The sequence below is a fragment of the Enterococcus sp. DIV0240d genome (genome assembly GCF_051711245.1).
In the GTDB taxonomy this organism is placed as follows: domain Bacteria; phylum Bacillota; class Bacilli; order Lactobacillales; family Enterococcaceae; genus Enterococcus_D; species Enterococcus_D casseliflavus.
The window spans coordinates 2,218,940-2,241,001 of sequence record NZ_JBIOMG010000001.1; the positions used below are offsets into that span (position 1 = coordinate 2,218,940).

At 40.9% G+C, this 22,062-nt stretch carries 24 protein-coding genes and 1 pseudogene; 3 read left to right on the forward strand and 22 right to left on the reverse strand.

Annotated features, from left to right (window positions below):
- Nucleotides 1-139: 139 nt before the first annotated feature.
- The 12 genes from IGJ25_RS10485 to IGJ25_RS10540 form a co-directional block, all read right to left on the reverse strand.
- Nucleotides 140-2,467 carry a phage/plasmid primase, P4 family gene (locus IGJ25_RS10485; protein WP_438779305.1) on the reverse strand — a complete coding sequence of 776 codons (2,328 nt, stop codon included), beginning with the start codon at nucleotides 2,465-2,467 and terminating at the stop codon, nucleotides 140-142.
- Nucleotides 2,468-2,487: 20 nt separating this feature from the next.
- On the reverse strand, nucleotides 2,488-2,991 hold the full coding sequence (locus tag IGJ25_RS10490) for a DUF669 domain-containing protein (protein ID WP_438779306.1): 504 nt from the start codon (nucleotides 2,989-2,991) through the stop codon (nucleotides 2,488-2,490).
- Between the two features lie 2 nt (nucleotides 2,992-2,993).
- Entirely contained in the window at nucleotides 2,994-3,662 is a 669-nt protein-coding gene (locus tag IGJ25_RS10495) for a hypothetical protein (protein ID WP_438779307.1), read from the reverse strand.
- A complete protein-coding gene (locus tag IGJ25_RS10500) occupies nucleotides 3,663-5,003 on the reverse strand; it encodes a DEAD/DEAH box helicase (RefSeq protein ID WP_438779308.1) in 1,341 nt (446 codons plus the stop codon).
- Nucleotides 5,000-5,680 (reverse strand): AAA family ATPase, encoded by a 681-nt coding sequence (locus tag IGJ25_RS10505; protein WP_438779309.1) that lies wholly within the window; start codon nucleotides 5,678-5,680, stop codon nucleotides 5,000-5,002. Before IGJ25_RS10505 ends, IGJ25_RS10500 begins: the two co-directional genes overlap by 4 nt.
- The gene (locus IGJ25_RS10510; protein WP_438779310.1) at nucleotides 5,680-6,150 is read right to left on the reverse strand and encodes a siphovirus Gp157 family protein; all 471 of its coding nucleotides are present in this window, start codon (nucleotides 6,148-6,150) and stop codon (nucleotides 5,680-5,682) included. Before IGJ25_RS10510 ends, IGJ25_RS10505 begins: the two co-directional genes overlap by 1 nt.
- Nucleotides 6,151-6,387 carry a hypothetical protein gene (locus tag IGJ25_RS10515; protein ID WP_438779311.1) on the reverse strand — a complete coding sequence of 79 codons (237 nt, stop codon included), beginning with the start codon at nucleotides 6,385-6,387 and terminating at the stop codon, nucleotides 6,151-6,153. It lies immediately after the preceding gene.
- A gap of 144 nt (nucleotides 6,388-6,531) precedes the next feature.
- Nucleotides 6,532-6,714 carry a hypothetical protein gene (locus tag IGJ25_RS10520; RefSeq protein ID WP_195493374.1) on the reverse strand — a complete coding sequence of 61 codons (183 nt, stop codon included), beginning with the start codon at nucleotides 6,712-6,714 and terminating at the stop codon, nucleotides 6,532-6,534.
- 125 nt (nucleotides 6,715-6,839) lie between these two features.
- Nucleotides 6,840-7,061, reverse strand: a complete 222-nt coding sequence (locus IGJ25_RS10525) for a hypothetical protein (RefSeq protein ID WP_429960406.1) — start codon at nucleotides 7,059-7,061, stop codon at nucleotides 6,840-6,842.
- Nucleotides 7,061-7,492 (reverse strand): hypothetical protein, encoded by a 432-nt coding sequence (locus IGJ25_RS10530; RefSeq protein WP_428217540.1) that lies wholly within the window; start codon nucleotides 7,490-7,492, stop codon nucleotides 7,061-7,063. Before IGJ25_RS10530 ends, IGJ25_RS10525 begins: the two co-directional genes overlap by 1 nt.
- A gap of 300 nt (nucleotides 7,493-7,792) precedes the next feature.
- Nucleotides 7,793-7,939 carry a hypothetical protein gene (locus IGJ25_RS10535; RefSeq protein WP_162787479.1) on the reverse strand — a complete coding sequence of 49 codons (147 nt, stop codon included), beginning with the start codon at nucleotides 7,937-7,939 and terminating at the stop codon, nucleotides 7,793-7,795.
- Between the two features lie 18 nt (nucleotides 7,940-7,957).
- Nucleotides 7,958-8,200, reverse strand: a complete 243-nt coding sequence (locus IGJ25_RS10540) for a phage repressor protein (RefSeq protein WP_067625986.1) — start codon at nucleotides 8,198-8,200, stop codon at nucleotides 7,958-7,960.
- A gap of 157 nt (nucleotides 8,201-8,357) precedes the next feature.
- Between IGJ25_RS10540 and IGJ25_RS10545 the strand changes: the two genes are divergently transcribed.
- The 3 genes from IGJ25_RS10545 to IGJ25_RS10555 all read left to right on the forward strand — a co-directional run bounded on the left by IGJ25_RS10545 (nucleotide 8,358) and on the right by IGJ25_RS10555 (nucleotide 11,097).
- Entirely contained in the window at nucleotides 8,358-9,008 is a 651-nt protein-coding gene (locus IGJ25_RS10545; protein WP_438779312.1) for a helix-turn-helix domain-containing protein, read from the forward strand.
- A gap of 84 nt (nucleotides 9,009-9,092) precedes the next feature.
- The gene (locus IGJ25_RS10550; protein WP_113849830.1) at nucleotides 9,093-9,599 is read left to right on the forward strand and encodes a PH domain-containing protein; all 507 of its coding nucleotides are present in this window, start codon (nucleotides 9,093-9,095) and stop codon (nucleotides 9,597-9,599) included.
- Nucleotides 9,600-9,696: 97 nt separating this feature from the next.
- Nucleotides 9,697-11,097, forward strand: a complete 1,401-nt coding sequence (locus IGJ25_RS10555; protein WP_438779313.1) for a recombinase family protein — start codon at nucleotides 9,697-9,699, stop codon at nucleotides 11,095-11,097.
- Here IGJ25_RS10555 and IGJ25_RS10560 read toward each other — a convergent pair.
- The 10 genes and pseudogenes from IGJ25_RS10560 to purC all read right to left on the reverse strand — a co-directional run.
- Nucleotides 11,097-11,900: pseudogene (locus IGJ25_RS10560) on the reverse strand (aldo/keto reductase); the annotation flags it as partial. The gene IGJ25_RS10555 and the pseudogene IGJ25_RS10560 sit on opposite strands and share 1 nt — an antisense overlap.
- 169 nt (nucleotides 11,901-12,069) lie before the next feature.
- The gene (gene purD / locus IGJ25_RS10565) at nucleotides 12,070-13,356 is read right to left on the reverse strand and encodes a phosphoribosylamine--glycine ligase (RefSeq protein WP_225001098.1); all 1,287 of its coding nucleotides are present in this window, start codon (nucleotides 13,354-13,356) and stop codon (nucleotides 12,070-12,072) included.
- Nucleotides 13,357-13,372: 16 nt separating this feature from the next.
- Nucleotides 13,373-14,908, reverse strand: a complete 1,536-nt coding sequence (gene purH, locus IGJ25_RS10570) for a bifunctional phosphoribosylaminoimidazolecarboxamide formyltransferase/IMP cyclohydrolase (protein WP_015509884.1) — start codon at nucleotides 14,906-14,908, stop codon at nucleotides 13,373-13,375.
- Nucleotides 14,901-15,485: a phosphoribosylglycinamide formyltransferase gene (gene purN, locus IGJ25_RS10575; RefSeq protein WP_010749592.1), complete on the reverse strand. Its 585-nt coding sequence runs from the start codon at nucleotides 15,483-15,485 to the stop codon at nucleotides 14,901-14,903. The genes purH and purN overlap by 8 nt, the downstream gene beginning before the upstream one ends.
- On the reverse strand, nucleotides 15,482-16,528 hold the full coding sequence (gene purM / locus IGJ25_RS10580; protein ID WP_015509886.1) for a phosphoribosylformylglycinamidine cyclo-ligase: 1,047 nt from the start codon (nucleotides 16,526-16,528) through the stop codon (nucleotides 15,482-15,484). The genes purN and purM overlap by 4 nt, the downstream gene beginning before the upstream one ends.
- Nucleotides 16,529-16,643: 115 nt before the next feature.
- Nucleotides 16,644-18,068: an amidophosphoribosyltransferase gene (purF, locus tag IGJ25_RS10585; RefSeq protein ID WP_010749590.1), complete on the reverse strand. Its 1,425-nt coding sequence runs from the start codon at nucleotides 18,066-18,068 to the stop codon at nucleotides 16,644-16,646.
- Nucleotides 18,053-20,281, reverse strand: a complete 2,229-nt coding sequence (purL, locus tag IGJ25_RS10590; protein ID WP_225001097.1) for a phosphoribosylformylglycinamidine synthase subunit PurL — start codon at nucleotides 20,279-20,281, stop codon at nucleotides 18,053-18,055. Before purL ends, purF begins: the two co-directional genes overlap by 16 nt.
- Nucleotides 20,274-20,951 carry a phosphoribosylformylglycinamidine synthase subunit PurQ gene (gene purQ, locus IGJ25_RS10595; protein ID WP_010749588.1) on the reverse strand — a complete coding sequence of 226 codons (678 nt, stop codon included), beginning with the start codon at nucleotides 20,949-20,951 and terminating at the stop codon, nucleotides 20,274-20,276. The genes purL and purQ overlap by 8 nt, the downstream gene beginning before the upstream one ends.
- Nucleotides 20,948-21,220, reverse strand: a complete 273-nt coding sequence (purS, locus tag IGJ25_RS10600; RefSeq protein WP_010749587.1) for a phosphoribosylformylglycinamidine synthase subunit PurS — start codon at nucleotides 21,218-21,220, stop codon at nucleotides 20,948-20,950. The genes purQ and purS overlap by 4 nt, the downstream gene beginning before the upstream one ends.
- Nucleotides 21,211-21,936 carry a phosphoribosylaminoimidazolesuccinocarboxamide synthase gene (purC, locus tag IGJ25_RS10605; RefSeq protein ID WP_225001096.1) on the reverse strand — a complete coding sequence of 242 codons (726 nt, stop codon included), beginning with the start codon at nucleotides 21,934-21,936 and terminating at the stop codon, nucleotides 21,211-21,213. The genes purS and purC overlap by 10 nt, the downstream gene beginning before the upstream one ends.
- Nucleotides 21,937-22,062 lie beyond the last annotated feature (126 nt).

The window sequence follows — 22,062 nt, forward strand, 5'->3', positions numbered from 1 at the left end:
ACTATTCACTACTATTCACTTTATATAAAAAAAGTAATATAAATATAGTAATAGCAAGGGTTTGAAGGAGTGAATAGTTGAGTTCTAAACTATGCACTTACCCTTCACTACTATGCACTTTTCCGACAATTGGTATAGACTAATTAAACAAATTTCGAATTCCACTATTTTCGTAAGGCTGACTTTCCTTAATTAAATCTATACCTTCGTACATAATTCCTTGGTTAGTTTTCTTTTTGTTAAATTTGTTACTCATTTCTTTACCGAATTTCGTGCTATTCATTTCGTACTGACCATTTTCATTGGCCCAAGTTTTGTACGCTTGATAAAAATCTTTAGCTTTTACTCGCTTATTTATCCCTCTCTCACAACAATCATTGATAAATGCTGCAGTTACGTCCATTTCTTCTCGATATTCTTTTGAAGCATCCTCAACGATTTTTGGTCGTTTCAAACCTTCTCTCTGCCACATCAGACAACCTTCTACTATCCAATTCAAAATCCCGACTGATTCACGTTTAAGTTTGTATTTAAGGTTCTTGTCTTTCTTGTGATCAGGAATCTGTATGGTAAAAGGGATTAAATTCATTCTTCGCCATATTCCGTCATCCGTACCTCGAATGATTGGTTTGTGGTTCGTTGCTAACCAAAGCTTGAATTCTGGTGTAAATTCAAATTCTTTTCCGTATAAAAAGCGAGCAGTTACTTTATCCCCGCCTGTTAGCTGCTTAACCAACCCTTCATCCATACGCACGCCTTCATTAGGCTCAGATGATGTCACCAACCTAGCGCCTTTTAAACGCGCTATATCTGTATTAGCTCCACCATTTGCTTTTCTAACCATAATCGTGTCTGCTTGCATGTTTGTCGCATAGCTGCCCATGATATATGAGATAGTATCTAGAAACACAGATTTACCATTGCTACCAGCGCCGAACAGCACGAACATACTCTGCTCTCTTGTGGACCCAGTTAGTGAATAACCAACGGCCTTTTGAACATATCTAATCAATTCTTGATCGTTATCAAATATTTGATTTAAAAATTCTGTCCATTGCGGCGCATCGATTTTATCTGTATATTCAATGTTTGCTATTCGTGTAAACTTTTTGTCTATGTTGTGTTCGTGCAATACTCCGCTAATCAAATCTAAATATCCATTTTGTGTATTTAGAAGTGTTGTGTCGCTATCAAATTCATCTGGTAAAACCGATACACGGTGCATGATTTGTTCTCTCATAGCTTTCTTTGCAGAATTCCCCCGTGAACGCTTGATGTGTTTCCTAAAGGCTTCTTCAATTTTTTCTGGATCTTCACAGTCGGCAGGGATATAAACTTTCTCATTTTTCATCATGTCAACTGTGGTATCGATCATTTTTGATATTTCACCTGTATCATCAATCTTCCAACTCTTACCATCGTAGAAATAAAACTCTTTATTAATGTATGAGTATCTGACTAAGGTTCCATACACATCCATAAATCTTTCTGCATTCCCGGTGTCATCATAGGAGTAGAATTTGTCTTCTTTCTTTTCTTCAAACTCTTTAATGAAAATTCTGAAACCATGCGACTGGCTAGGCGTATAGGTATTTTCACATTCATGGATTGCTTTGTTTAATAAGTTTCCGCCGTATGTTGAATTTGGTGGCCTGCGTTCGTCATACTTTTGTCTAAATAAAGACGAATCTCTGAAAATGCTGTCCATCTTCTCATAATCTCTACCGGTCCAAAACGCCAACATGTTCGCGAAAGCAATATCGGCTTCGGATTGAGAATCATAAAAAGCTTCCCAGCCGCCTTCCATAAAAACCTTGAATTTGGCGCCCTGCTTGCTTTCGTATGCTTTTTGTACTATCTCGCTTTCTGAGAGGTCTATTTTCGATTCTGAGACGTTTTGATTATTAAATCGGATAATCTTATCGTCACCGATATAACGGTTGTAAAGCAGTTTTAAAGTGGTTTCTGAAGGCTCGATAACTTGGTTATATTTGCGATCGACAGTGTTGCCTGTCATAACGAAAAATCTACCTGAATCATACATTTCAACATTGCCTTTTCTACGCCTATGTCCTGGCAACTTCCCTTTACAGATAATGTGGATACCGTTACCTGATTGAGAGTATTCAGCATAAGATTTTATAGATGTTACAAATTCATACATCATGTTTGTTTCAATATCGCCTTGTAGATAACGCTGAATTTCTCCTTCGATATTATCGATGTCAATTCCGAAGTATGGCTTCTTAAAATAAAAACCTAATCCATTACAGTTATATTTTTCTATTGCAGAGAGTGCGGTCTGATAATCAGACCACGTACTCTCATCATTAGATTTACCATTGTTTCCAGTGTGTGGATCGACTGGTATTTTGGTGTGTTTTTTTCTCTCTTCGTTCCATACCAATCGATATACACACCATTGTTTTTGCTGTTTTAGTTCTTCTGGAATGTGTTCATACGCCACACACTTTCAACTCCCTTTAATTAGAATGGAAGATCATCATCGGTAATATCGATGCTTCCGCCTGCAAAATCATTCGGTTTACTGCTATCTTTGAATTGATGTTGAATATTTGGGAAAGCCGACTGTTCCCACCGTTTTACATTCAAGTTGTCATAAGTTTTTCCGTTAAATTCTGATTGCTCGTTTTTAACGGTCACCTTAGCGGTTTTCATAAAGAAATCTTGTAATAAGTCGTCAATACTTCCATATGATTTCCCTTCGTCTAAGCGAAAAGCCCAACCTAAAGTGTTAAACATTTGGAAATTGTATTTGCCTGTGTCCTTTTTCTTCCAAATTTTATGAAAGATATGTTGATTTTGGTGCTTTTGTTGTACATCGTTACGGATGATCAAATCTAATTGTGCGTATTCTGTTCCGCTTTTTGTTGCATCTTCAGTTGCGATATTTACGATCACTTCATAAACTCCGTCTGTAATTCCGCCGCCTTCAAATTTGTCGTTAAAGTCTAAGTTAAATCCTGTCATAGTTAATTACCTCTTTCTGTTTTTTTATATTTTTCTAAGATTGGTTTAAAATATTTTTCTTCTGCATCGAGTCGTGCGTTGATTGCGTCTTGTTTGTTGTTGAATGAACCCAAGCTAATGTTCTTTCCTTTGAAATTTATATAAGCTCTCCATTTTTTTGTGTCTTTCCGATAATTCACCCCCCTAAACCCAGACGTATTGTCCGATGGAAGATAATCTTTCAAAGCCGATAATCTGGTTCCTTCTTTCAAATCTTTTTCGGTCATATACTTCATAGCTAGTGGATTAATCGCGTTTTTCACAAACTCTTTATTTTCTGAACTACTTCTATATCCTGTTGAATCTCCCCTTTTCAAACTAATTAATAGTGTTTCTTTAACTTCGTTAGTCTCGATATGCCTTACAAGGTAGATTTTATTTTTTGATTTGTTTCTTTTTCCTGTATCACCGATTACTTCATATTTTCCAAAAATATCACCCATCACTATTTTTCTATCAGCTTTATTCCCCTTTGTTTCTTCATCAAATTTTACTCTCGCTTCATAAGCTTCTTTTTCAGTATCGAAATACCCCAAAAAGAATTTTTTGTAGTCGATTCCTTTTTGAGCTACCCACTTTTTCTTGGTGGTGTCCCAATGAACTCCTGTGTATTGACTTTCAATATATTTCACTTACAAAAACCCCTTTTGTTTCGCTTGAATATACGCCCAACCTGGTTTATATCCCTTAGCTCTGGCTATTTTGTAAAGCTCCTCTATCGTTTCAGCCTCTTCTGGTTGCATACTTGCGTATTTTCCGGCTGATAAATCTAAAGTAACTTCTTGTAATTCCGCCCCCTCAATTGTTTCAAGGTTTGCAGAACGCTCTTCTTTCGGTATCTCATGCCCACAATAAGGACAAATATTTCCAACTTCACTTGCATAAGTTCCAAAACAGTTAGGACATTCCTTAATAGGTATGACATCCTCTTTCTTTCTGCTTTTTTTACTTGATAGGCTCCATTGCCTAGGCATATCTGGTAATCCGTGTTCATTCACGTTACCTACGTGGTCAATGATTGTAGATATTTTATCTGGCTTGTATCGCATCCCTCTCATGGCTTGCTGGATGAAGAGCGAGAGCGATTTAGTGGGCCTTAGCATTATGACTGTCGAGCAATCTGGAACATCAAATCCCTCACCGATTAAATCAACATTTGTCAGAATTTTAATATCGTGATTACGAAATTTTTCAATAATTGAATCACGTTCCTGTTTATTCGTTTTTCCGTCAATATGTGCTGCTTGGTATCCAGCTTCAATAAATAAATCTCTTGTCTTTTCACTTGATTCAATACTGTGGCAATATACTATTGCCTGCTCACCTTCCGCTAGTTTCTTGTAATGCTTGATAACGTCACCGTATATTGCTTTTTGTTCCAAAGCTTTATCTATGCTGCCTTTTGAGAATTCAGACATAGAATTCATTTTTAAAACTGAAGTATCGATCAACGCTGGTGCATAGTATTTAAATGGAGTTAGCCGTTTATTTTCGATTAACCACTTAACTGATACACCCTCTATCAACAAATCATTGACATCTCCCAAACCGCTACCGTTTAATCTGACTGGTGTTGCGGTAAAGCCTATTCGTTGGACATCTGAATAGTATTCGTAAATTTTTTTATAGCTACTAGCCAAACTGTGATGGTTTTCATCCGTTATGATTAATTTAGGTTTTCTTATTTTCCCTAACTTTCTAACGATCGTTTGGACCATTCCGAAAACTACAAATCTCATATCCACACCATGCGTTTCAAATGTATTCTTTATTTGATCAATCAATTCTTTTCTATGGACCAAGAACAATACATGATTGCCCTTTAAAGTCGTCTTACGAGCGATTTCTGCAATCACCACTGATTTACCAGAGCCACATGGCGAAACGATACAAGGAGCGCGATATCCATTGATAAAAGACTCTCTAGCCCTCTTTATCAAGTCTTCCTGATAGTCGTATAATTCAAAGGTCAATCATCATCACTTCCGATTTTGAAGATATTTTCTTGAAGACAACCTTCTCTGTGGTCCAATTGATTTTTCGCAAATGTTCCGTTTGATTTTTGGAGAATAAACCCACGTTGCTTCGTTTCTGGATTTCTAACTAGCCTAGCAACCATTGGAATGATTCCCATAATATGATTGACTACTTTTTCTCTTATATCTGGAAGGAATTGATTGTAAAGTTGACCACTTTCTAACTGTATCTGTCTAGTTGATTCCCAAGCTGTGTAAACTACGTTTGCATGCAATGAATTGAATGTGGAAATCAATTCAATCAAGTGTGTATCAAAAACTCCATAATGTTGAAGCTCTGGCTGGCCTGACTTTGTGTGCTTTCCTTTTTCCATAAACCAGAGTTTTTGATAGTGGCTTAGGTTATCCAAAACAATATTGTCATAGTCGTCTAAGTGAGCTTTTGCATATCCATAAAACTCAATCATTTCTTTTGCTACATTTGTTGGATCAATCTCTACGACATCAATATTCTCAATGCCAGCCAAAACTCTTGATGTACCATCGATATCTAAAACGAGCGTTTTACCTTCTAAATATTTAAGTGTTGTCGTTTTTCCTGCCCCTGGCTCTGCGTAAATCATTATTTTGAAACGATCACTTTTCTTCATTTCACTTGCTTTTTGGATTTTCATCAGCGTATCCTCAAACTTTCTGATTGCTTGATCTCGACACCAGGAACATCTTCTTCTGCTTTCTTGATTGCTGTTTTATCAAAATCGATAGTTATTTTTTTGAATTTATCTGGTATCAATGATTCGTCAATAATCTCGATGCTAGGTTGATTTTTTTGAATGTTAAAACTAAATAAATCTGTTTTAAATTTCGTTTTGCCAATTTCCACCATTGCATTTTGTAAGCTTAATTTCATTCGCTTGACGTTATTGTCGATTGCTTGTTTGCGTTCTCTCATCCGTTTGATCTCTTCATCAAATGCTTTGCTTGAAGCTTCCTGATTACGAATCAATTTTGCGTATCCGTCTGCTTTTTCCTCAATGGCTAAATCAAGTGATTCTAATGTGTCAATAATCGCTGCGTTTTCAGAATCAAATTCCAACATATCTGCGACCTGGTTAAATGCACCAGTTAATTCATATAGTTTCACTCAAAGGACCTCCTTCAATTTCTCAATCACTTGCTCTAACCCTTGAATCAGTTCTTCTCGATCGAACTCCGCTGATTCTTCAATAATTTCAAATTGTGTACGGACATCCTCGTCGTCGCTGTCCTGATACACACCTACCCGATCGTTTTTCTTATCAATATCGAAAACGATTGATCCATAAGGTTTGTATCCGTCAATTAGATGAATACGCCCGATTGTGTCAATAGCTATTCTCATGGTATAATCTCCTTAGATGAATTTTTTTAAGACTCTATGCTTGGCGGCCGGAGTCTTTTTTTTCGTCCATTTTTGCTTGCGCTTCGTAGTAGATTTCTTTCCAGTCAAGTGTGCGATAGTATAGATCAAGTACTTCCGCTCTAGTCATTTCTTCACCGTCCTTGATCGTAATTCAAATACTGCTTCGTCATAAATCATTAGTAGCAACATTGCGACACAAGGGAATCCGATGACTAGCCACGTTGGTGGTTCTGATGAAAGCAATGCTCCCAATGCGAAGATCACAAGAATAAATGTTGTGCGTCTGATCCAGTAGATTTTCTTCATGCTGACTCCTCCTTGAAATATCGATCGATTAAAGCAATCGCTTCTTCTCTTGTCGAGACGGTATGTTGCATTTTCGATCCGCTATCCTCTTCAACTGATATAGTGATTCTTTTAATCATTTTTAGTCACCCTTTCTCAACATTCGCTTTAGATGCTCGAATCATTTTTAAATCAAAAGGCGCTCCTTCGGATACCGACTCATAAACCGAATAGAACCTCATGTGACGTAAGATAGCTTTTGCAATTTCTAGGTCACTAGCCGTATCAGTGAATCTAGTCCAAAGGGAAAGCTCAACCTTTAAACCACCAACGGTTAATCGATATCTGTTTTTAGGTTTTCTTGCCATTATTTCCCCAACTCCCCTACTTTTTGATCCGTATACTGCCGTAACTCACTCACACGCTGTTCTAGCTGTTCCTTGTCGTTCTGCACCGTGTTCAGTTGTTGACGCAAGCTATCGGCTTCCTGTTGCTTTGTAGCGATCTCTTGTTGCTTCTGTTCGATTTCTCGTTGCTTCGCTTCGATTTCCTTTTGCTTGTCTGATTTGATTTGCTCAATTTCGGCTTTCAACTGCTCCTGTGTGCGAGTGTTGTCGGATAGCTGTGATTCGAGTTCTGACACACGTTGCGATTTCGTTTGTCCATATTGTAGGACTGTGTTGAAATTCGCCTTGATCGTGTCCAAATCCTGAAATGCGTTGCTTGCTGCGTAGCCGATAACGCCGCTACCTAGTGCTAGCCCGATGATTGCTGTTGTTTTTGCTAGTTTGTTTTTCAATGTGATTTCTCCTTTTCATCTTTTTATTAGTGTTAATATTTAAAATAATTGAACCTAAGCTTAGAGTGATTGAAATTAAAGAAACTATTGTCACCAAATGATCTCCTCCTACGGAAGCCTAGAAATTGCAAACAATGTAAATGCAAGAGCTACTGTTATGCTGTAAATTGCGTATAATTTGTAAGACTCAGGACGAAGCTTCTTCATGATATATATACAAACCGGTATGCACGACCAAATGAATGTTACGCAAACTATTACTTGTAATGTAACCACCCTAGCCACTCCTTTCGTGTGGAGTTATTTCTCCTCCTTCATCATCTTCAAAACCGATTGAACCGCTTTTTTCTGAACTTCCAAAGGAATCTTTTCCCCTTCTTTCATGTGAGTGCCATCTTGCCAAACACAGTGAACTTTGATTCCGTTGGGGTGTATTGTTGTTGTCACTAGGAAGCCTCCTCCTTCTTATGTTGTTTGTTTGTTTTGTAGCGTAAATGCGACTTTTCCACCAAAAAAAATTTCGATTGCTTCTTGATCAGTTAGCGGGATTTCTTGCTTCATTTTTTTTGCTTCTTCAATCGAGAAATCTCCACCTTTTTTCATTTTTCGATAAAAAGTACTTCGATCGATTCCGATTGAATCTGCTACTGCTTGTTGAGTAGTGCCCCGTTCTACGATAAGACCTTTTAACTTGTTTGTGTTGATCATGAACCTCACTCCTTTCTTTTGTCGCATTATCGCGACTTGTTGAACTAAATATACCACCCAGAAATATATTAGTCAATACGAAAGTTGCATTATTGCGATTCTAATTTGTTGCGTTTTTGCAACATGTGATTTATAATATATTCAAGAGGTGAAAGAAATGGATATAGGTGAGAGAATAAAATTAAGACGAAAGGAATTGAAATTAAGCGCTGATGCCGTTGCGGAAAAGCTCGGAGTTTCTAGATCTACTATCTTTAGATATGAAAAAGGCGATATCGAAAAATTGCCTACTAATATTCTTGGTGATATTGCAGAAATTTTGAAAACAACACCAGCTTTTTTAATGGGTTGGGAATACGATAATGTTCCTTCCATTGAATCAATCTACAATCAATTAGAAAAACCAAGACAAACAAAAGTCTACAACTTCGCTGAATATCAGCTTAAAGAACAACAACGCAAGTCAAAAATATCAATCATGATAAAGGGCTATGTTTCAGCAGGTTCAGGCGAGTGGTTAGAATCGAATGAAGAAGAAGTTGAGTTTAATGGCGAAGTTCCGGAACACGACTTCGCTGTAAGGGTAAACGGTAATAGCATGACCCCACTTTTTGACGATAAACAAATAATCTTTGTAAAAGGCACCTCAGAAGCTCGTGACGGTCAAATAGTGATTTGTCGTGTAAACAGTGACGCTTATGTTAAAAAGCTGTCAGGCAACAAATTAGTGAGTCTTAACAAGGATTATAAAGATATACTTATCAGTGAGACAGATGACTTCAAAATTTTTGGTGTAGTGGTGCTATAAAAATACCCCAGTCGTAGTTGGCGCTGCGGCTAGGGTTAGTATTTTAACTCAAAATTATTATATCAAAGAAATGAGGGGTTTAAAATGGCTTTAGATGTGAATAATAAGAAAATATCTAAACAGTTAAAATTTGCGCAAGAACATTTGGAACCAGGGGAAAAAGTTGTAGAGGGTGTTTTCGGAGTATATGAAACTAAATCGCTAGGAAACGATACAATCAAAAATGGAGTTTTCTTAGCTACTGACAAGCGTTTATTTTTCTACGGTAAACGTACTTTTGGTTTTGATAGCGAATCTTTTCCGTACTCAAACATATCCTCGATAGAATTCGGGAAAAAAGCAATGGGCTATACTTTATCGTTTTATGCGTCGGGCAACAAAGTTAATATGAAATGGATTAGTGATGGAGACGTCGCCGCTTTCGTTGATTATGTGAAAAATAGAATGGACGAAAAAAATAGTCATAAAACTAATGCGCCAGCTAAAACTTCTGCAGTCGAACAAGTCAAAGAAATGAAAGAGCTTTTAGATATGGGAATAATCTCTTTAGATGAATTCGAAGTGAAGAAAAAAGAGTTATTAGGTCTATAACACAAAACACGCCCTCCCCTCACAGAATGGCGTGCCAAGCAATAAACGATAGGCTTATTACCTATGCCTATTTTAACAATAAATAGGAGTTGATACAATGAAAAAAGCAGGCTTATATATTCGAGTTTCCACTCCTCAACAAGAAAAAGAAGGATACTCGATCGAAGCGCAAACGGAAAAACTCAACGCTTACGCAATAGCAAAAGATTATAAAGTGTTCAATACCTATACAGATGCAGCTTTTTCTGGCGCTAAACTTGAACGACCGGCACTTAATGAAATGATCGAAGATATCGAAAGCAATAAAATAGATGTCGTCATCGTTTACAAGCTTGACCGTCTATCACGTAGCCAAAAGAACACTATGTATTTGATTGAGGATGTGTTTCTCAAAAATAATGTTGATTTCATTAGTATGCAAGAAAGTTTTGACACTACCACCTCTTTTGGCCGTGCAATGATCGGAATTCTTTCAGTTTTCGCCCAATTGGAGCGTGATAACATTACAGAACGCATGTCAATGGGGAAACTTGAACGTGTGAAACGTGGCTATTATATGGGTGGCGGTAATGTTCCATTTGGATACGAGTACAATCAAATTACAGGCGAATTAGAAATTCAAGAAACACAAGCATTAGCTGTTAAGCGAATGTTCGAACTTTTTTTAAACGGACAAGCGATAAATAAGATTGTTTCTGCATTGAAAAAAGAATTCCCCGTTTTTGAAGATAGCTTCATGGACTCTACTGTCAGAAGAAGACTTCAATCTCATTACTATTGCGGAAAACAGAAATATCAAAACAAAGTATATGATGCTAAACACGAACCAATCGTTTCTACAAAAGATTTCAACAAAGTTCAGCGTTTAATCAGCAATAGACCTCACAGCAATGCGTTTAACCACAGTTATTTATTTTCGGGACTCATTATATGCCACAAGTGCGGAAAGCCTTACAATGGATATGAGAGCGTTAGAACCGCCAATGGAAAAAAATATAAACATAAGTATTATCGTTGCTCGTGCAGGACTTACAAGCATAAGCAAAAATACGGTTGGACTTGCTCAGGCAAATCTTATCGATGCGATTTTTTGGACGCAGCAATTTTGAGTGAAATAAAAAAAAGAGCAGAAAATTCTAAGTTTGCTTTAAAAGAAAATAGTAACGAAATAGATAATAAACCTATCATTAGAGAAATCGCCCGACTTAACGCTCAACAATCAAAGTTATTAGATTTGTATCTATCAGATAAAATATCCACAAATATCTTAGATAATAAAACCGATGAACTCAAAGAGAAAATAGAAAAATTAGAATTACAGTTGAATCAGACGGTGAGTGAAAAAGATAAAGAAGAGTTTGAAAAATCATTAGAAGAGTTAGTTGATAAATTTGAAGAATTGGATTTTTCTACCAGACGGAGCTTGATAGAAAATATTATTGAAAAGATCGAGGTAGTTGACGATGAAATTACTATATACTTTTATGTGACCATTTAAGCAATCACTTGCATGTTTGCAGGGTGACGTAAGATCCACGCAGAAGCAATACCTGTTGGTGCCGTTTGATACTTGTCCGCTAGTTCGGTCAATTTTTCGTTCAACTCTGGGAATTTCTCGTTACCGATAAAGACACCTTCGAAGAAACCATATTGATACGGAGACCAAGCTTGGATCGTCATCTCATGCAAGCGAGAATATTCAAGAATTTCTCCATCATGATCGACACTACCAGCATCCGTCATGTTGACATGAATTCCTTGATCGATCATTCCCGTATGCATGATCCCGAATTGCAGCTGATTCGCTACTAAAGGTTGGGAAACATATTTTTTCAACAATTCGATTTGACCAGGTTTTTGATTGCTGACACCGAAGTATTTCACTTTGCCGTCTTTTTCTAATTGATCAAAGGCAGCTGCCACTTCTTCTGGTTCAAACAAAGTATCAGGGCGATGCAATAGTAGCGCATCCAAATGATCGGTTTTCAAACGCTGTAAACTACCTTCCACGGAAGAAATGATATGCTCTTTCGAAAAATCAAACATTTCACCTGGAACGATGCCACATTTTGATTGAATGAACAACTCTTCTCTTTTGGCATCCGTTTTTGCTAACGCTTCCGCAAAAATCGTTTCACACTCCCCGCGCCCATAGATATCGGCATGGTCAAAAAAGGTAATGTCATTTTCAATCGCTGTCGTCAATACTTTCACTGGGTCTTTGACATTGTTGATTCGCATCAAACCTAAAATCACGCTAGATACTTCTAAATCAGTGGGACCGAATTTAATTTTTTTCACGTAAAGTTCCTCCTTATTTAAACTACATTCTTATTTTAGCACAACAAGATGAAAACGCTACACCAACGTCAAAAAAACCTCCTATAAAATGAAAACCACCAGCACAACCGATTGGTTCTACTGGCAGTCATCCTTTACTTTCAATTTGCATTACGCATTGAAACGTTCTTTACTTCATCGCCTTTGATGAGTTGCTATAGTGTAAGGCTTTGTCACCAATGTCATTTCGATAAAACAAACCCGACAAAGGCAATTTATTGATTGCTTCATAGACGTTCTTTTGGGCAGTAGCTAAATCCTCAGCTGAAGCTTCCACAAGAAAAACACGACCACCAGCTGCCGTCAAATCGCCTTGATCAGCAGTCTCCTCCACTCCTGCATAAAAGAATTGTGTTCCTTCTCCTTGAGGAGATGGAACAGGCATTCCTTGCTGATACTTGCCAGGATATCCTTGCGATGCAATCACGACACCGATCGAAGCCGCTTGATTCCAGCGGATCGCGGGCTCTCGATCCTGCAAGAGATCATCAATGATCTGTGCTAGGCTACTATCTAAACGACTTAACACGACTTGCGTTTCTGGATCACCAAAACGAGCATTAAATTCAATGACTTTCGGTCCATCATTAGTAGCAATCAGACCTGCATAAAGAATACCAGTAAATGGTGTCTTATTAAGAATCATCCCTTTTGCTGCAGGAAGTAAAACTTCTTTGACCGCTTGATCGACCATTTCTTGCGGAATCTGCGGTACTGGTGTGTACGCCCCCATACCTCCTGTATTCGGCCCTAAATCGCCATCAAACGCACGTTTATGGTCTTGGGCAATGACCATTGGATAGACGGCTTCGTCCTTAACAAACGCCAAGAGCGAAAACTCTTCGCCAGCCAAAAACTCTTCGATCACCACTTTTGCACCACTTTCACCAAAAGCATTTTGCTCCAGCATCGCTTCGACAGCTGCATTCGCCTCATCAACGGTTTCAGCAACAACTACGCCTTTGCCTGCCGCTAAGCCATCCGCTTTGATAACGATCGGTGCACCTTTAAGTTGGATATATGCTTTTGCTTGCGCACTATCTGTAAAGCTTTGATAGTCAGCTGTTGGAATGTGATTGGCACGCATCAATTCTTTGGCAAACTCTTTTGATCCTTCGATCATCGCTGCTTGTCGATTGGGACCAAAAATTTCCAAGCCCGCCGCCTGAAAATCATCTACGATGCCATTTAGTAATGGAACTTCTGGACCAACGAAGGTCCAATCAACCTCCTGCTCTTGAGCAAAAGCAATCAAACCTTCATGATCGGACTCTTCAATTGCGACTGTCACGATCCCGTCTTTTCGCATTCCAGGATTGCCCTTTGCACAAAAGACTGTTTCAACTTGAGGGTCTTGCAGAAACTTTTTTGCGACGGCATGTTCTCTGCCACCACTACCAATAACAAGTATTTTCATCGTCTTCTCCTATTTCTTAGTGTTTAAAATGACGAACACCAGTAAAGACCATCGCCACACCGTACTTATCTGCCATGTCGATCGATTCTTGATCTTTGATACTACCACCAGGTTGAATAATCGCTTTGATTCCTTGTTGTGCTGCATATTCGACACTGTCATCCATCGGGAAAAAGGCATCGCTTGCCAGCACTGAACCAGCCAATTTATTGTTTTCACGGGCTTGTTCCACAGCGATTTTCACTGAACCAACGCGGTTCATCTGACCAGCACCGATCCCGACGGTTTGCTGTTGATTGGCTAAAACGATCGCATTGGACTTCACGTGTTTCACCGCTTTCCAAGCAAATGCCAAGGCTGCGATTTCTTCTGGTGTCGGCTGTCTTTTGGTCACCACGGTCCAATCTGCTGGTGACTCCATTTGATCGTCTGGTTCTTGCACCAATAAGCCCCCAAGGACAGAGACAACTTCTGGCTGTTTGGCTGCTTTTTCGAAATCAACAACCAGCAAGCGCAGATTTTTTTTCTTCGTTAGGATTTCAAGTGCTCCTTCTTCAAATGCAGGTGCAATAATGATCTCAAGAAAAATCCGCTGCAGCTGCTGCGCAGTTGCCACATCAACTGGACGATTTAAGACGATAATCCCGCCAAAAATCGACACTGGGTCTGCTTCGTAAGCTTCTTGGAAAGCTTCAGCAATCGTTTCTCCACTTCCGATTCCACATGGATTCATGTGCTTTAGGGCTACTGCAGTTGGCTCTGTAAATTCTTCTGCGATCCGTAAGGCAGCGTCAGCATCTTTAATGTTGTTGTAAGACAATTCTTTGCCGTGGATTTGTTTTGCGCTGGCAATCGAATAGGGCACGGGTAATGCGTCTTGATAGAAGGAAGCTTTCTGATGACTATTTTCACCATAACGCAATGTTTGTTTCAAAACATAGGTTTTCGTCAAGTTCTCCGTTTCTGTTTCGGCCACCGCTTTGGTCAAGTATTCACCAATCAAGGCATCGTAGGCTGCGGTATGACGGAAGACTTTGGCAGCTAATTTCTTTCTTGATGCCAACGTCGTATTGCCTTCCTTCAGCTCAGTTAAAACCCAGTCGTAATCCTTGGGATCAACGACAACAGTTACTGAGGCATGGTTTTTCGCCGCAGAACGCAGCATGCTTGGTCCGCCGATGTCGATATTTTCGATTGCGTCGGCTTCTGTGACATCAGGCTTGCTGATCGTTTCTTTAAATGGATAAAGATTGACGACAACGAGGTCGATCGGTAAAATACCGTGCTCAGCCATTGCCTCCATATGAGAAGGCAGATCACGTCGCCCTAACAGACCACCATGCACCCGCGGATGTAGCGTTTTTACCCTACCGTCCATCATTTCAGGAAATTCTGTGATCGCTTCGATGCCGATCGGTTGAAGCCCTGCTTCCTCCAAGACGGTTTTGGTCCCGCCAGTTGAAATGATCTCAAATCCTAAATTGGTCAATTCTTGGACAAATGGTACCAGTCCTTCTTTGTCAGACACACTGATTAATGCACGTTTATTCACGATTTGATAGCCCCTTTTCCACAATTTCAGCTAAAACAGCTGGATAGATTTGGTGTTCCACTTGATGAATTTTCTCTGTCACACTTGTTAACGTATCGTCGGTGTCAATCCGAACGATTTCTTGGGCAATGATTGGCCCTGTATCAATGCCAGCATCGACATAATGAACCGTAACCCCCGTCACTTTCACGCCATAAGCGAAGGCATCGGCAATCCCAGATTTGCCTGGGAAGCTCGGCAACAACGAGGGATGGATATTGATGACTCTGCCTTCATAAGCGGATAATAGGGTGTTCCCGATGATCCGCATATACCCAGCTAAAACAATAAAATCGATGGCATGATACTGCAATTCTTCGATCAATTTCCTTTCAAAGGCTGCTTTTGACGCAAAAGCCGCTGGCTCCAAGACAAGCGTTTCATAGTCTCTTGCGCGGGCTTTTTCTATCACTGGCGCTGCAGGTTTATCGGAAAAGACCAATCCGATCTGCGCCCCTTTGATTTCATTAGCCTGGATCGCATCGGCGATCGCTGTAAAATTGCTGCCCGTTCCAGAAGCAAAGACGGCGATCCTCATCGGACTGCCTCTTTAAAGCAGACAGCTTCGTTGTCACGTTTCGTCACTTTACCGATCCGATACGCTGGTTCTTCATTGGCGGATAGAAGCGCCATTACTGCCGCAACATTTTCTGGCGCAACGGCTAAGACCATACCGATCCCCATGTTGAAAATCTCGAACATTTCTTGGTGAGGAATCGCGCCATGAGCAGCAATCAGATCAAATATCGGCAACTGCGGCCAAGTGTCTAAGGAGATTTCTGCCGCCAGACCTTCAGGCAGCATCCGCGGGATATTTTCAACAAAGCCGCCACCAGTGATATGAGAAATTCCAGCTAGCAATCCTTCTGTCAATAAAGGCTTCAATGCATCCACGTAAATTCTCGTTGGCGTCAATAAACTTTCTGCAAGTGTTTGGTTGCCAAGTTCTGCAAATGTTTCTGCTCCTGTATAGCCATGCTGTTCAAAAAAGACTTTTCTGACTAAAGAGTACCCATTCGAGTGAATGCCTGATGAAGGCAAACCAATCAGCTCATCGCCTTCTTTGATGGTTTCTCCAGTGATCAAGCGACTTTTTTCGACGATTCCTACGGCAAAGCCAGCAAGATCATATTCTTCTGGTTGGTACATTCCCGGCATTTCAGCGGTTTCCCCACCAATCAGGGCAGCACCCGCTTGCACACAGCCCTCTGCGACACCAGCAATGATTTGTTCGATCTTTGCAGGATCGTTTTTACCGACTGCAACATAGTCAAGGAAGTAGATAGGTTCTGCCCCTTGAGCGACGATATCATTCACGCACATTGCGACACAATCAATGCCGATCGTTGTGTGCTGTTCTTGCTGGATCGCCAATAAAAGCTTAGTTCCTACACCATCTGTCCCAGAAACGAGTACTGGTTCTTTCAATTGGTACGATGATAAGTCAAAACAGCCACCAAAACCCCCGATTGCCCCCATCACGCCTAGACGTTCTGTTCGTTTCACATGCTTTTTGATCCGTTCGACTACTTCATAACCGGCTTCGACATCGACACCGGCTTTTGCATATGCATTTGCCACGTTTGTTCCTCCTCAATCATTCATCCGCTTTTCTTCATTCAGCTCATTCGTCGTTAACGCAAGTAAACCAGCGGTCCTTCACTGCTTCGTTTGAAAAACCATTTTTGCCTACAATTTATTCAGCTAAAGACGCGAGATAGTTTTCTTCATAATCATACAAAGGGGTTGGATAATCGCCATTGAAATAGGCCATACACAATCCTGAGTAAGGTGCGTCAAAATCTAAACCGATCGCTTCGATCAACCCGTCTTCACTTAAAAAGGCCAAAGAATCTGCTTCGATTTTTTCACAAATCTCAGCTTCCGTATATTTGGCTGCGATCAATTCTTTTCTCGTTTGAATGTCGATCCCGTAAAAACACGGATAGCGCAAAGGCGGCGAACCGATACGTACATGAACTTCTTTGGCACCTGCTTCTTTTAGCAGTTGCACGATACGGCGGCTGGTGGTTCCTCGGACGATCGAATCGTCGACTAGAATCACTCGTTTGCCTTCGACTACGCCACGAACAGCTGAGAGCTTCATCCGTACACCTTGTTCCCTTAACTCCTGCGTCGGTTGAATAAACGTTCGTGCGATGTATTGATTTTTTACTAAGCCTAATTCATAGGGAATACCTGATGCTTCTGCGTACCCGCTGGCAGCAGATAAGGATGAATTCGGTACACCAATGACCATATCCGCTTCGATCGGCGCCTCTTGTGCTAAGCGACGGCCCATATTTTTACGGGCACGATGGACGTTGACGCCAGCGATGTTGGAATCAGGACGGGCAAAATAGATAAACTCCATCGAACATATCGCAGGTTGTACTTCTTGGGTATACTGTTCAATTTGAATGCCTGCATCATCAATGATCACGACTTCGCCTGGTCGGACATCACGAATAAATTCCGCACCGATGACTTCCAACGCACAGGTTTCTGAAGCCACCACATAAGCACCATTGACCATTTTCCCGATTGACAATGGCCGAAAGCCATTGGGGTCTAGTGCTGCGATCATGGCATTTTCGGTCAGTAAAAGGTACGCAAATCCACCTTTAACTTGATTTAATGCCTCCTTGACCCGATCCATAAAAAGCGGTTCTTCGCTGCGACGGATCAAGTGCATGAGAATCTCTGTATCGGAATTCGAGTGGAAAATCGCACCAGCCTTTTCTAAGGATTTCCGTAGACTTTTCGCATTCGTCAAGTTGCCGTTATGAGCTAAGCCAATCTGCTGATCAAAAAATTTGAATAAAAATGGTTGAATATTATCAACGCTACCATTACCAGCAGTTGCGTAGCGAACGTGACCAATAGCAGCATCTCCTGTCAGACGCTGGAGGACACGTTCATCCGAAAAGACTTCCGCTAGCAACCCTAAATCACGGTGGCCATTGAGTTTCCCCGCATCATTCGTGACAATCCCTGCACCTTCTTGGCCGCGATGTTGCAAACTGTGTAGTCCGAAGTAGGTGACACGAGCGGCATCTGGATGACCCCAAACACCAAAAACCCCACATTCCTCGTTGAGGCTCTTTACTTCATTAAACATGGAATGGCTTCCTCCCATTTCAATTTCGCCTCAGTAAGGGGCATCTCGATCGTATCATCTTGTGCTTGCATGCGAATCTGGCCATCAGCAGTCACTTCCCCGATCGCTGTTGCAGCAGCGCCTACCAGCGCTTCAAAAGCTGCTTGCTTATCAGGTGCGACTGAAAGCACAAATCGGGATTGGGTTTCTGAAAACAATTGTGCTGCTGGCAATGACACGGTCACATTTAGACCAAAGCCCTTGTCAAAAGCGGATTCGGCTAAAGCGATCGCTAAACCACCTTCGGCACAATCGTGGGCACTTTGAACAAGACCTGCTTGGATCGCTGCGGTAACCAATTGTTGGTTCATTTTTTCTGTTTCAAGGTCAAAGGACATTAAACGCCCAGCGATCTTTCCTGTCTGCAGTTTTTGCAATTCAGACCCATTGAAGTCAGCATGGGTTTCCCCTAGGACATAGATCGCATCCCCCGCTGCTTGGAAATGCTGCGTCGTGATATGCGCCAGCTCTTCGATCAATCCGACCATCCCAATTACCGGCGTTGGATAGACCGATTGTCCGTCCGTTTCATTGTATAAGGAGACGTTCCCAGAAATGACTGGTGTCTCTAGCACACGACAAGCTTCTGAGATCCCGTCAGCAGCCGTGGATAACTCCCAGAATCCTTCTGGTTTATCTGGCGAGCCGAAGTTAAGGCAGTCAGTGATCGCCAATGGACGCCCACCGGAAGCGACGATATTTCGAGCAGCTTCTGCAACTGCGATCTGTCCGCCGACTTCTGGATCTAAGTACAGGTAACGAGCATTACAGTCAGTCGTCATCGCCAAGGCTTTATTGGTTCCCTTGATTCGTAAAACAGCGGCATCACTGCCGGGTCCTACCACGGTATTAGTACGAACTTGCGAGTCGTAGGTTTCAAAAATCGAGCGTTTTGAAGCGATCGTTGGCTGCTGCAGTAGATCGGCAAATACAGACGTTGCTGAATGAATCACTGGAACAAAGTCTGGTGTTTCCTTAAACACTTTGATCCGTTTCGGTTCTGCCATTTCTTTGTAGTAAGTCGGCGCATCTTCAGCTAAAGCATCTACTGGTAAATTAGCGACTTCCTGTCCATGATGGAACAAACGATAGTTGCCATCATCTGTTACTTCACCGATCACGACGGCTTCTAGATCGTATTTCTTAAAGAGTGCTTCCACTTCAGCTTCATGCCCTTTTTTGACACAGATCAGCATCCGCTCTTGGGATTCTGACAACATCATTTCATAAGGCGTCATATTGGTTTCTCGTTGTGGAACATCATCTAACGTTAAGCGCAACCCTGATCCGGCTTTTGATGCCATCTCGGCACTAGAAGAAACCAATCCAGCAGCACCCATATCTTGAATTCCGACTAAAATGTCCGAATGATCCACGATCAATTCCAAACAAGCTTCCAACAAAAGTTTTTCCATAAAAGGATCACCGACTTGTACGGCGGAACGTTGTTGTTCTTCCCCTTCGACAAATTCTTCCGATGCAAAAGTCGCCCCATGTATCCCGTCGCGTCCTGTTTTTGCGCCGACATACATGATGGTGTTTCCAACACCTTTAGCCTGCCCTTTTTGAATATCCTTGTGGGCAATAATCCCTACACACATCGCATTGACTAATGGATTGCCTTCATAACAAGGATCAAATGCCACTTCACCACCGACGGTCGGAATCCCAATACAGTTGCCATAGCCACTGATCCCAGCAACGACTTCTTCCAAAAGATATTTCGTTCTTGGATTATCTAACTCACCAAATCGTAAGGAGTCTAAAACAGCAATCGGTCTTGCACCCATACTGAAGATGTCGCGGATGATCCCACCAACACCAGTTGCTGCTCCTTCATAAGGTTCCACCGCAGAAGGATGATTATGGCTTTCCGCTTTAAAAACGACGGCTAGATCATCGCCGATATCCACGATACCCGCACCTTCTCCAGGCCCTTGCAGTACTTGCGGCCCTTCTGTCGGGAATTTCCGCAAAACAGGTTTTGAATTTTTGTAAGAACAATGTTCACTCCACATCACTGAAAAGAGTCCAGTTTCGGTATAGTTCGGTAAACGTCCCAAAATATCTTCTGAGATCATCCGATATTCTTCTTGGGTCAATCCCCATTGCTCATATAATTTCGTGTCTTTGATTTCTTGTGGTGTGGGTTCTTTTACGATCATTTTATCCATTTACCGGCACCTTCCCAAAATTTTTCAATAATGAAGCAAAAAACTTCTTGCCATCTTCTGAGCCCAATAAGCTTTCCATCGCTCGTTCTGGATGAGGCATCATGCCTAGAACATTGCCAGCTTTATTACAGATACCAGCGATGTTGTGTAGGCTGCCGTTGACGTTATCTTCATAACGGAAAACGATTTGATTGTTGGCAACCAATTCCTGATAAGTCGTTTCATCACAATAATAATTGCCCTCACCATGAGCGACAGGAAGCGTAATGACTTGATCCGTTTCATACTCAGAAGTAAAAGCTGTTTGATTATTCACTTGCAGACGGACCGGTTTGCAAATAAAATGGAGTGATTCATTTCTTTGTAAAACCCCTGGTAACAAGCCCGCTTCCGTTAAAATTTGAAACCCATTACAGGTACCAAAGACAGGTTTGCCTTCATTTGCCAAACGAATGACCTCTGACATGATCGTAGAAAAACGGGCAATCGCTCCGCATCTTAAGTAATCACCATAAGAAAATCCTCCTGGAAGCAAAACACCGTCAAAACCGGCTAAACTGTCTGCATCATGGCGCACATATTCTGCTTCTGCCCCCATGATATCTTTGATTGCCCACATCAAATCAACATCACAATTTGATCCAGGAAAAACGATCACTGCAAATTTCATAGGGCCGCTTCCTCCATTTGAACCATTTCATAACGGTAGGTTTCCATATTGACATTTGCCAAAAGCTTGTCGCAGATCGCTTCGATTTCTTCTGCTACAGCTGCTTGTGTTTGATTGTTTGAAGGTGTCACTTTGATTTCAAAGTATTTCCCGATCCGAATATCACTGACATCTTGATACCCCAAGCGATGAACCGCTCCTTTCACAGCTTCCCCTTGAGGGTCTAAAACAGATTCCTTATAGGTTACATAAACTTTGACTAAATACATGCTGAATTCTCCTTTTCTAAACGATTTAAGACTTCTTCATAAACAGGAACGATGTCCCCTAAATCACGTCGATAAACATCTTTATCAAGATGCTCATTTGTCCCCATATCCCATAAACGACAAGTATCTGGTGAAATCTCATCAGCCAGAAGCAACTTGCCCTTTTTGGTTTTGCCGATCTCGATTTTAAAATCGATCAAGCGAATGTTGATGTTCGCAAAGATTTCCAGTAACGCAGCGTTGACTTGCAGCGCCAATGTTTTGATCTGGTCCAGCTCCTCTTCTGAGGCAAGCCCTAGATAAAACACATGATCATCATTGATAAACGGATCATCCAAGCGATCTTCTTTGTAGTAAAACTCTACGATCGGCTTTGGCAGTTTGGTTCCTTCTTCGATGCCCAAGCGCTTTGAAAAACTACCAGCAGCCGTGTTGCGAACAACGACTTCTAAAGGAATCATAGCAACAGCTCGAATTAATTGTTCGTGTTTAGACACTAATTGAAGAAAGTGACTTGGGACGTTTTTGTCGGCTAAGCGCTGAAAAAGATGCGCAGTGATCTGATTGTTCAAGGCACCCTTTCCTACAACGGCATCTTTCTTTTGACCATTCAATGCAGTAGCTTGATCCAAATAAACGACTCTCAATACATCCTCTTCGTTGGTTTTAAACAATTTCTTGGCTTTTCCTTCATAAAGAAGCACTTCTGATTCCATAATCCACCTCAGTTAAGTAATATTTTTCACATAGCGATGACACACATCTTTATTTGCTTATTATTCTAACAACGCAGAAAAAGCGGGTCAACGATTATCTGTACATTTACATATTAATAAACACGA

Excerpts from the sequence above, each read along its gene's own strand:
- purL (WP_225001097.1), bottom strand. The coding sequence starts at position 20,281 with ATGGATAAAATGATCGTAAAAGAACCCACACCACAAGAAATCAAAGAC.
- IGJ25_RS10545 (WP_438779312.1), top strand. The coding sequence starts at position 8,358 with ATGGATATAGGTGAGAGAATAAAATTAAGACGAAAGGAATTGAAATTA.
- IGJ25_RS10490 (WP_438779306.1), bottom strand. The coding sequence starts at position 2,991 with ATGACAGGATTTAACTTAGACTTTAACGACAAATTTGAAGGCGGCGGA.
- purQ (WP_010749588.1), bottom strand. The coding sequence starts at position 20,951 with ATGAAATTTGCAGTGATCGTTTTTCCTGGATCAAATTGTGATGTTGAT.
- IGJ25_RS10555 (WP_438779313.1), top strand. The coding sequence starts at position 9,697 with ATGAAAAAAGCAGGCTTATATATTCGAGTTTCCACTCCTCAACAAGAA.
- purC (WP_225001096.1), bottom strand. The coding sequence starts at position 21,936 with ATGGAATCAGAAGTGCTTCTTTATGAAGGAAAAGCCAAGAAATTGTTT.
- purF (WP_010749590.1), bottom strand. The coding sequence starts at position 18,068 with ATGTTTAATGAAGTAAAGAGCCTCAACGAGGAATGTGGGGTTTTTGGT.
- purD (WP_225001098.1), bottom strand. The coding sequence starts at position 13,356 with ATGAAAATACTTGTTATTGGTAGTGGTGGCAGAGAACATGCCGTCGCA.
- IGJ25_RS10515 (WP_438779311.1), bottom strand. The coding sequence starts at position 6,387 with ATGAGAATAGCTATTGACACAATCGGGCGTATTCATCTAATTGACGGA.
- IGJ25_RS10550 (WP_113849830.1), top strand. The coding sequence starts at position 9,093 with ATGGCTTTAGATGTGAATAATAAGAAAATATCTAAACAGTTAAAATTT.
- IGJ25_RS10540 (WP_067625986.1), bottom strand. The coding sequence starts at position 8,200 with ATGATCAACACAAACAAGTTAAAAGGTCTTATCGTAGAACGGGGCACT.
- IGJ25_RS10505 (WP_438779309.1), bottom strand. The coding sequence starts at position 5,680 with ATGAAAATCCAAAAAGCAAGTGAAATGAAGAAAAGTGATCGTTTCAAA.
- purN (WP_010749592.1), bottom strand. The coding sequence starts at position 15,485 with ATGAGGATCGCCGTCTTTGCTTCTGGAACGGGCAGCAATTTTACAGCG.
- IGJ25_RS10520 (WP_195493374.1), bottom strand. The coding sequence starts at position 6,714 with ATGAAGAAAATCTACTGGATCAGACGCACAACATTTATTCTTGTGATC.
- IGJ25_RS10525 (WP_429960406.1), bottom strand. The coding sequence starts at position 7,061 with ATGGCAAGAAAACCTAAAAACAGATATCGATTAACCGTTGGTGGTTTA.
- purS (WP_010749587.1), bottom strand. The coding sequence starts at position 21,220 with ATGTATTTAGTCAAAGTTTATGTAACCTATAAGGAATCTGTTTTAGAC.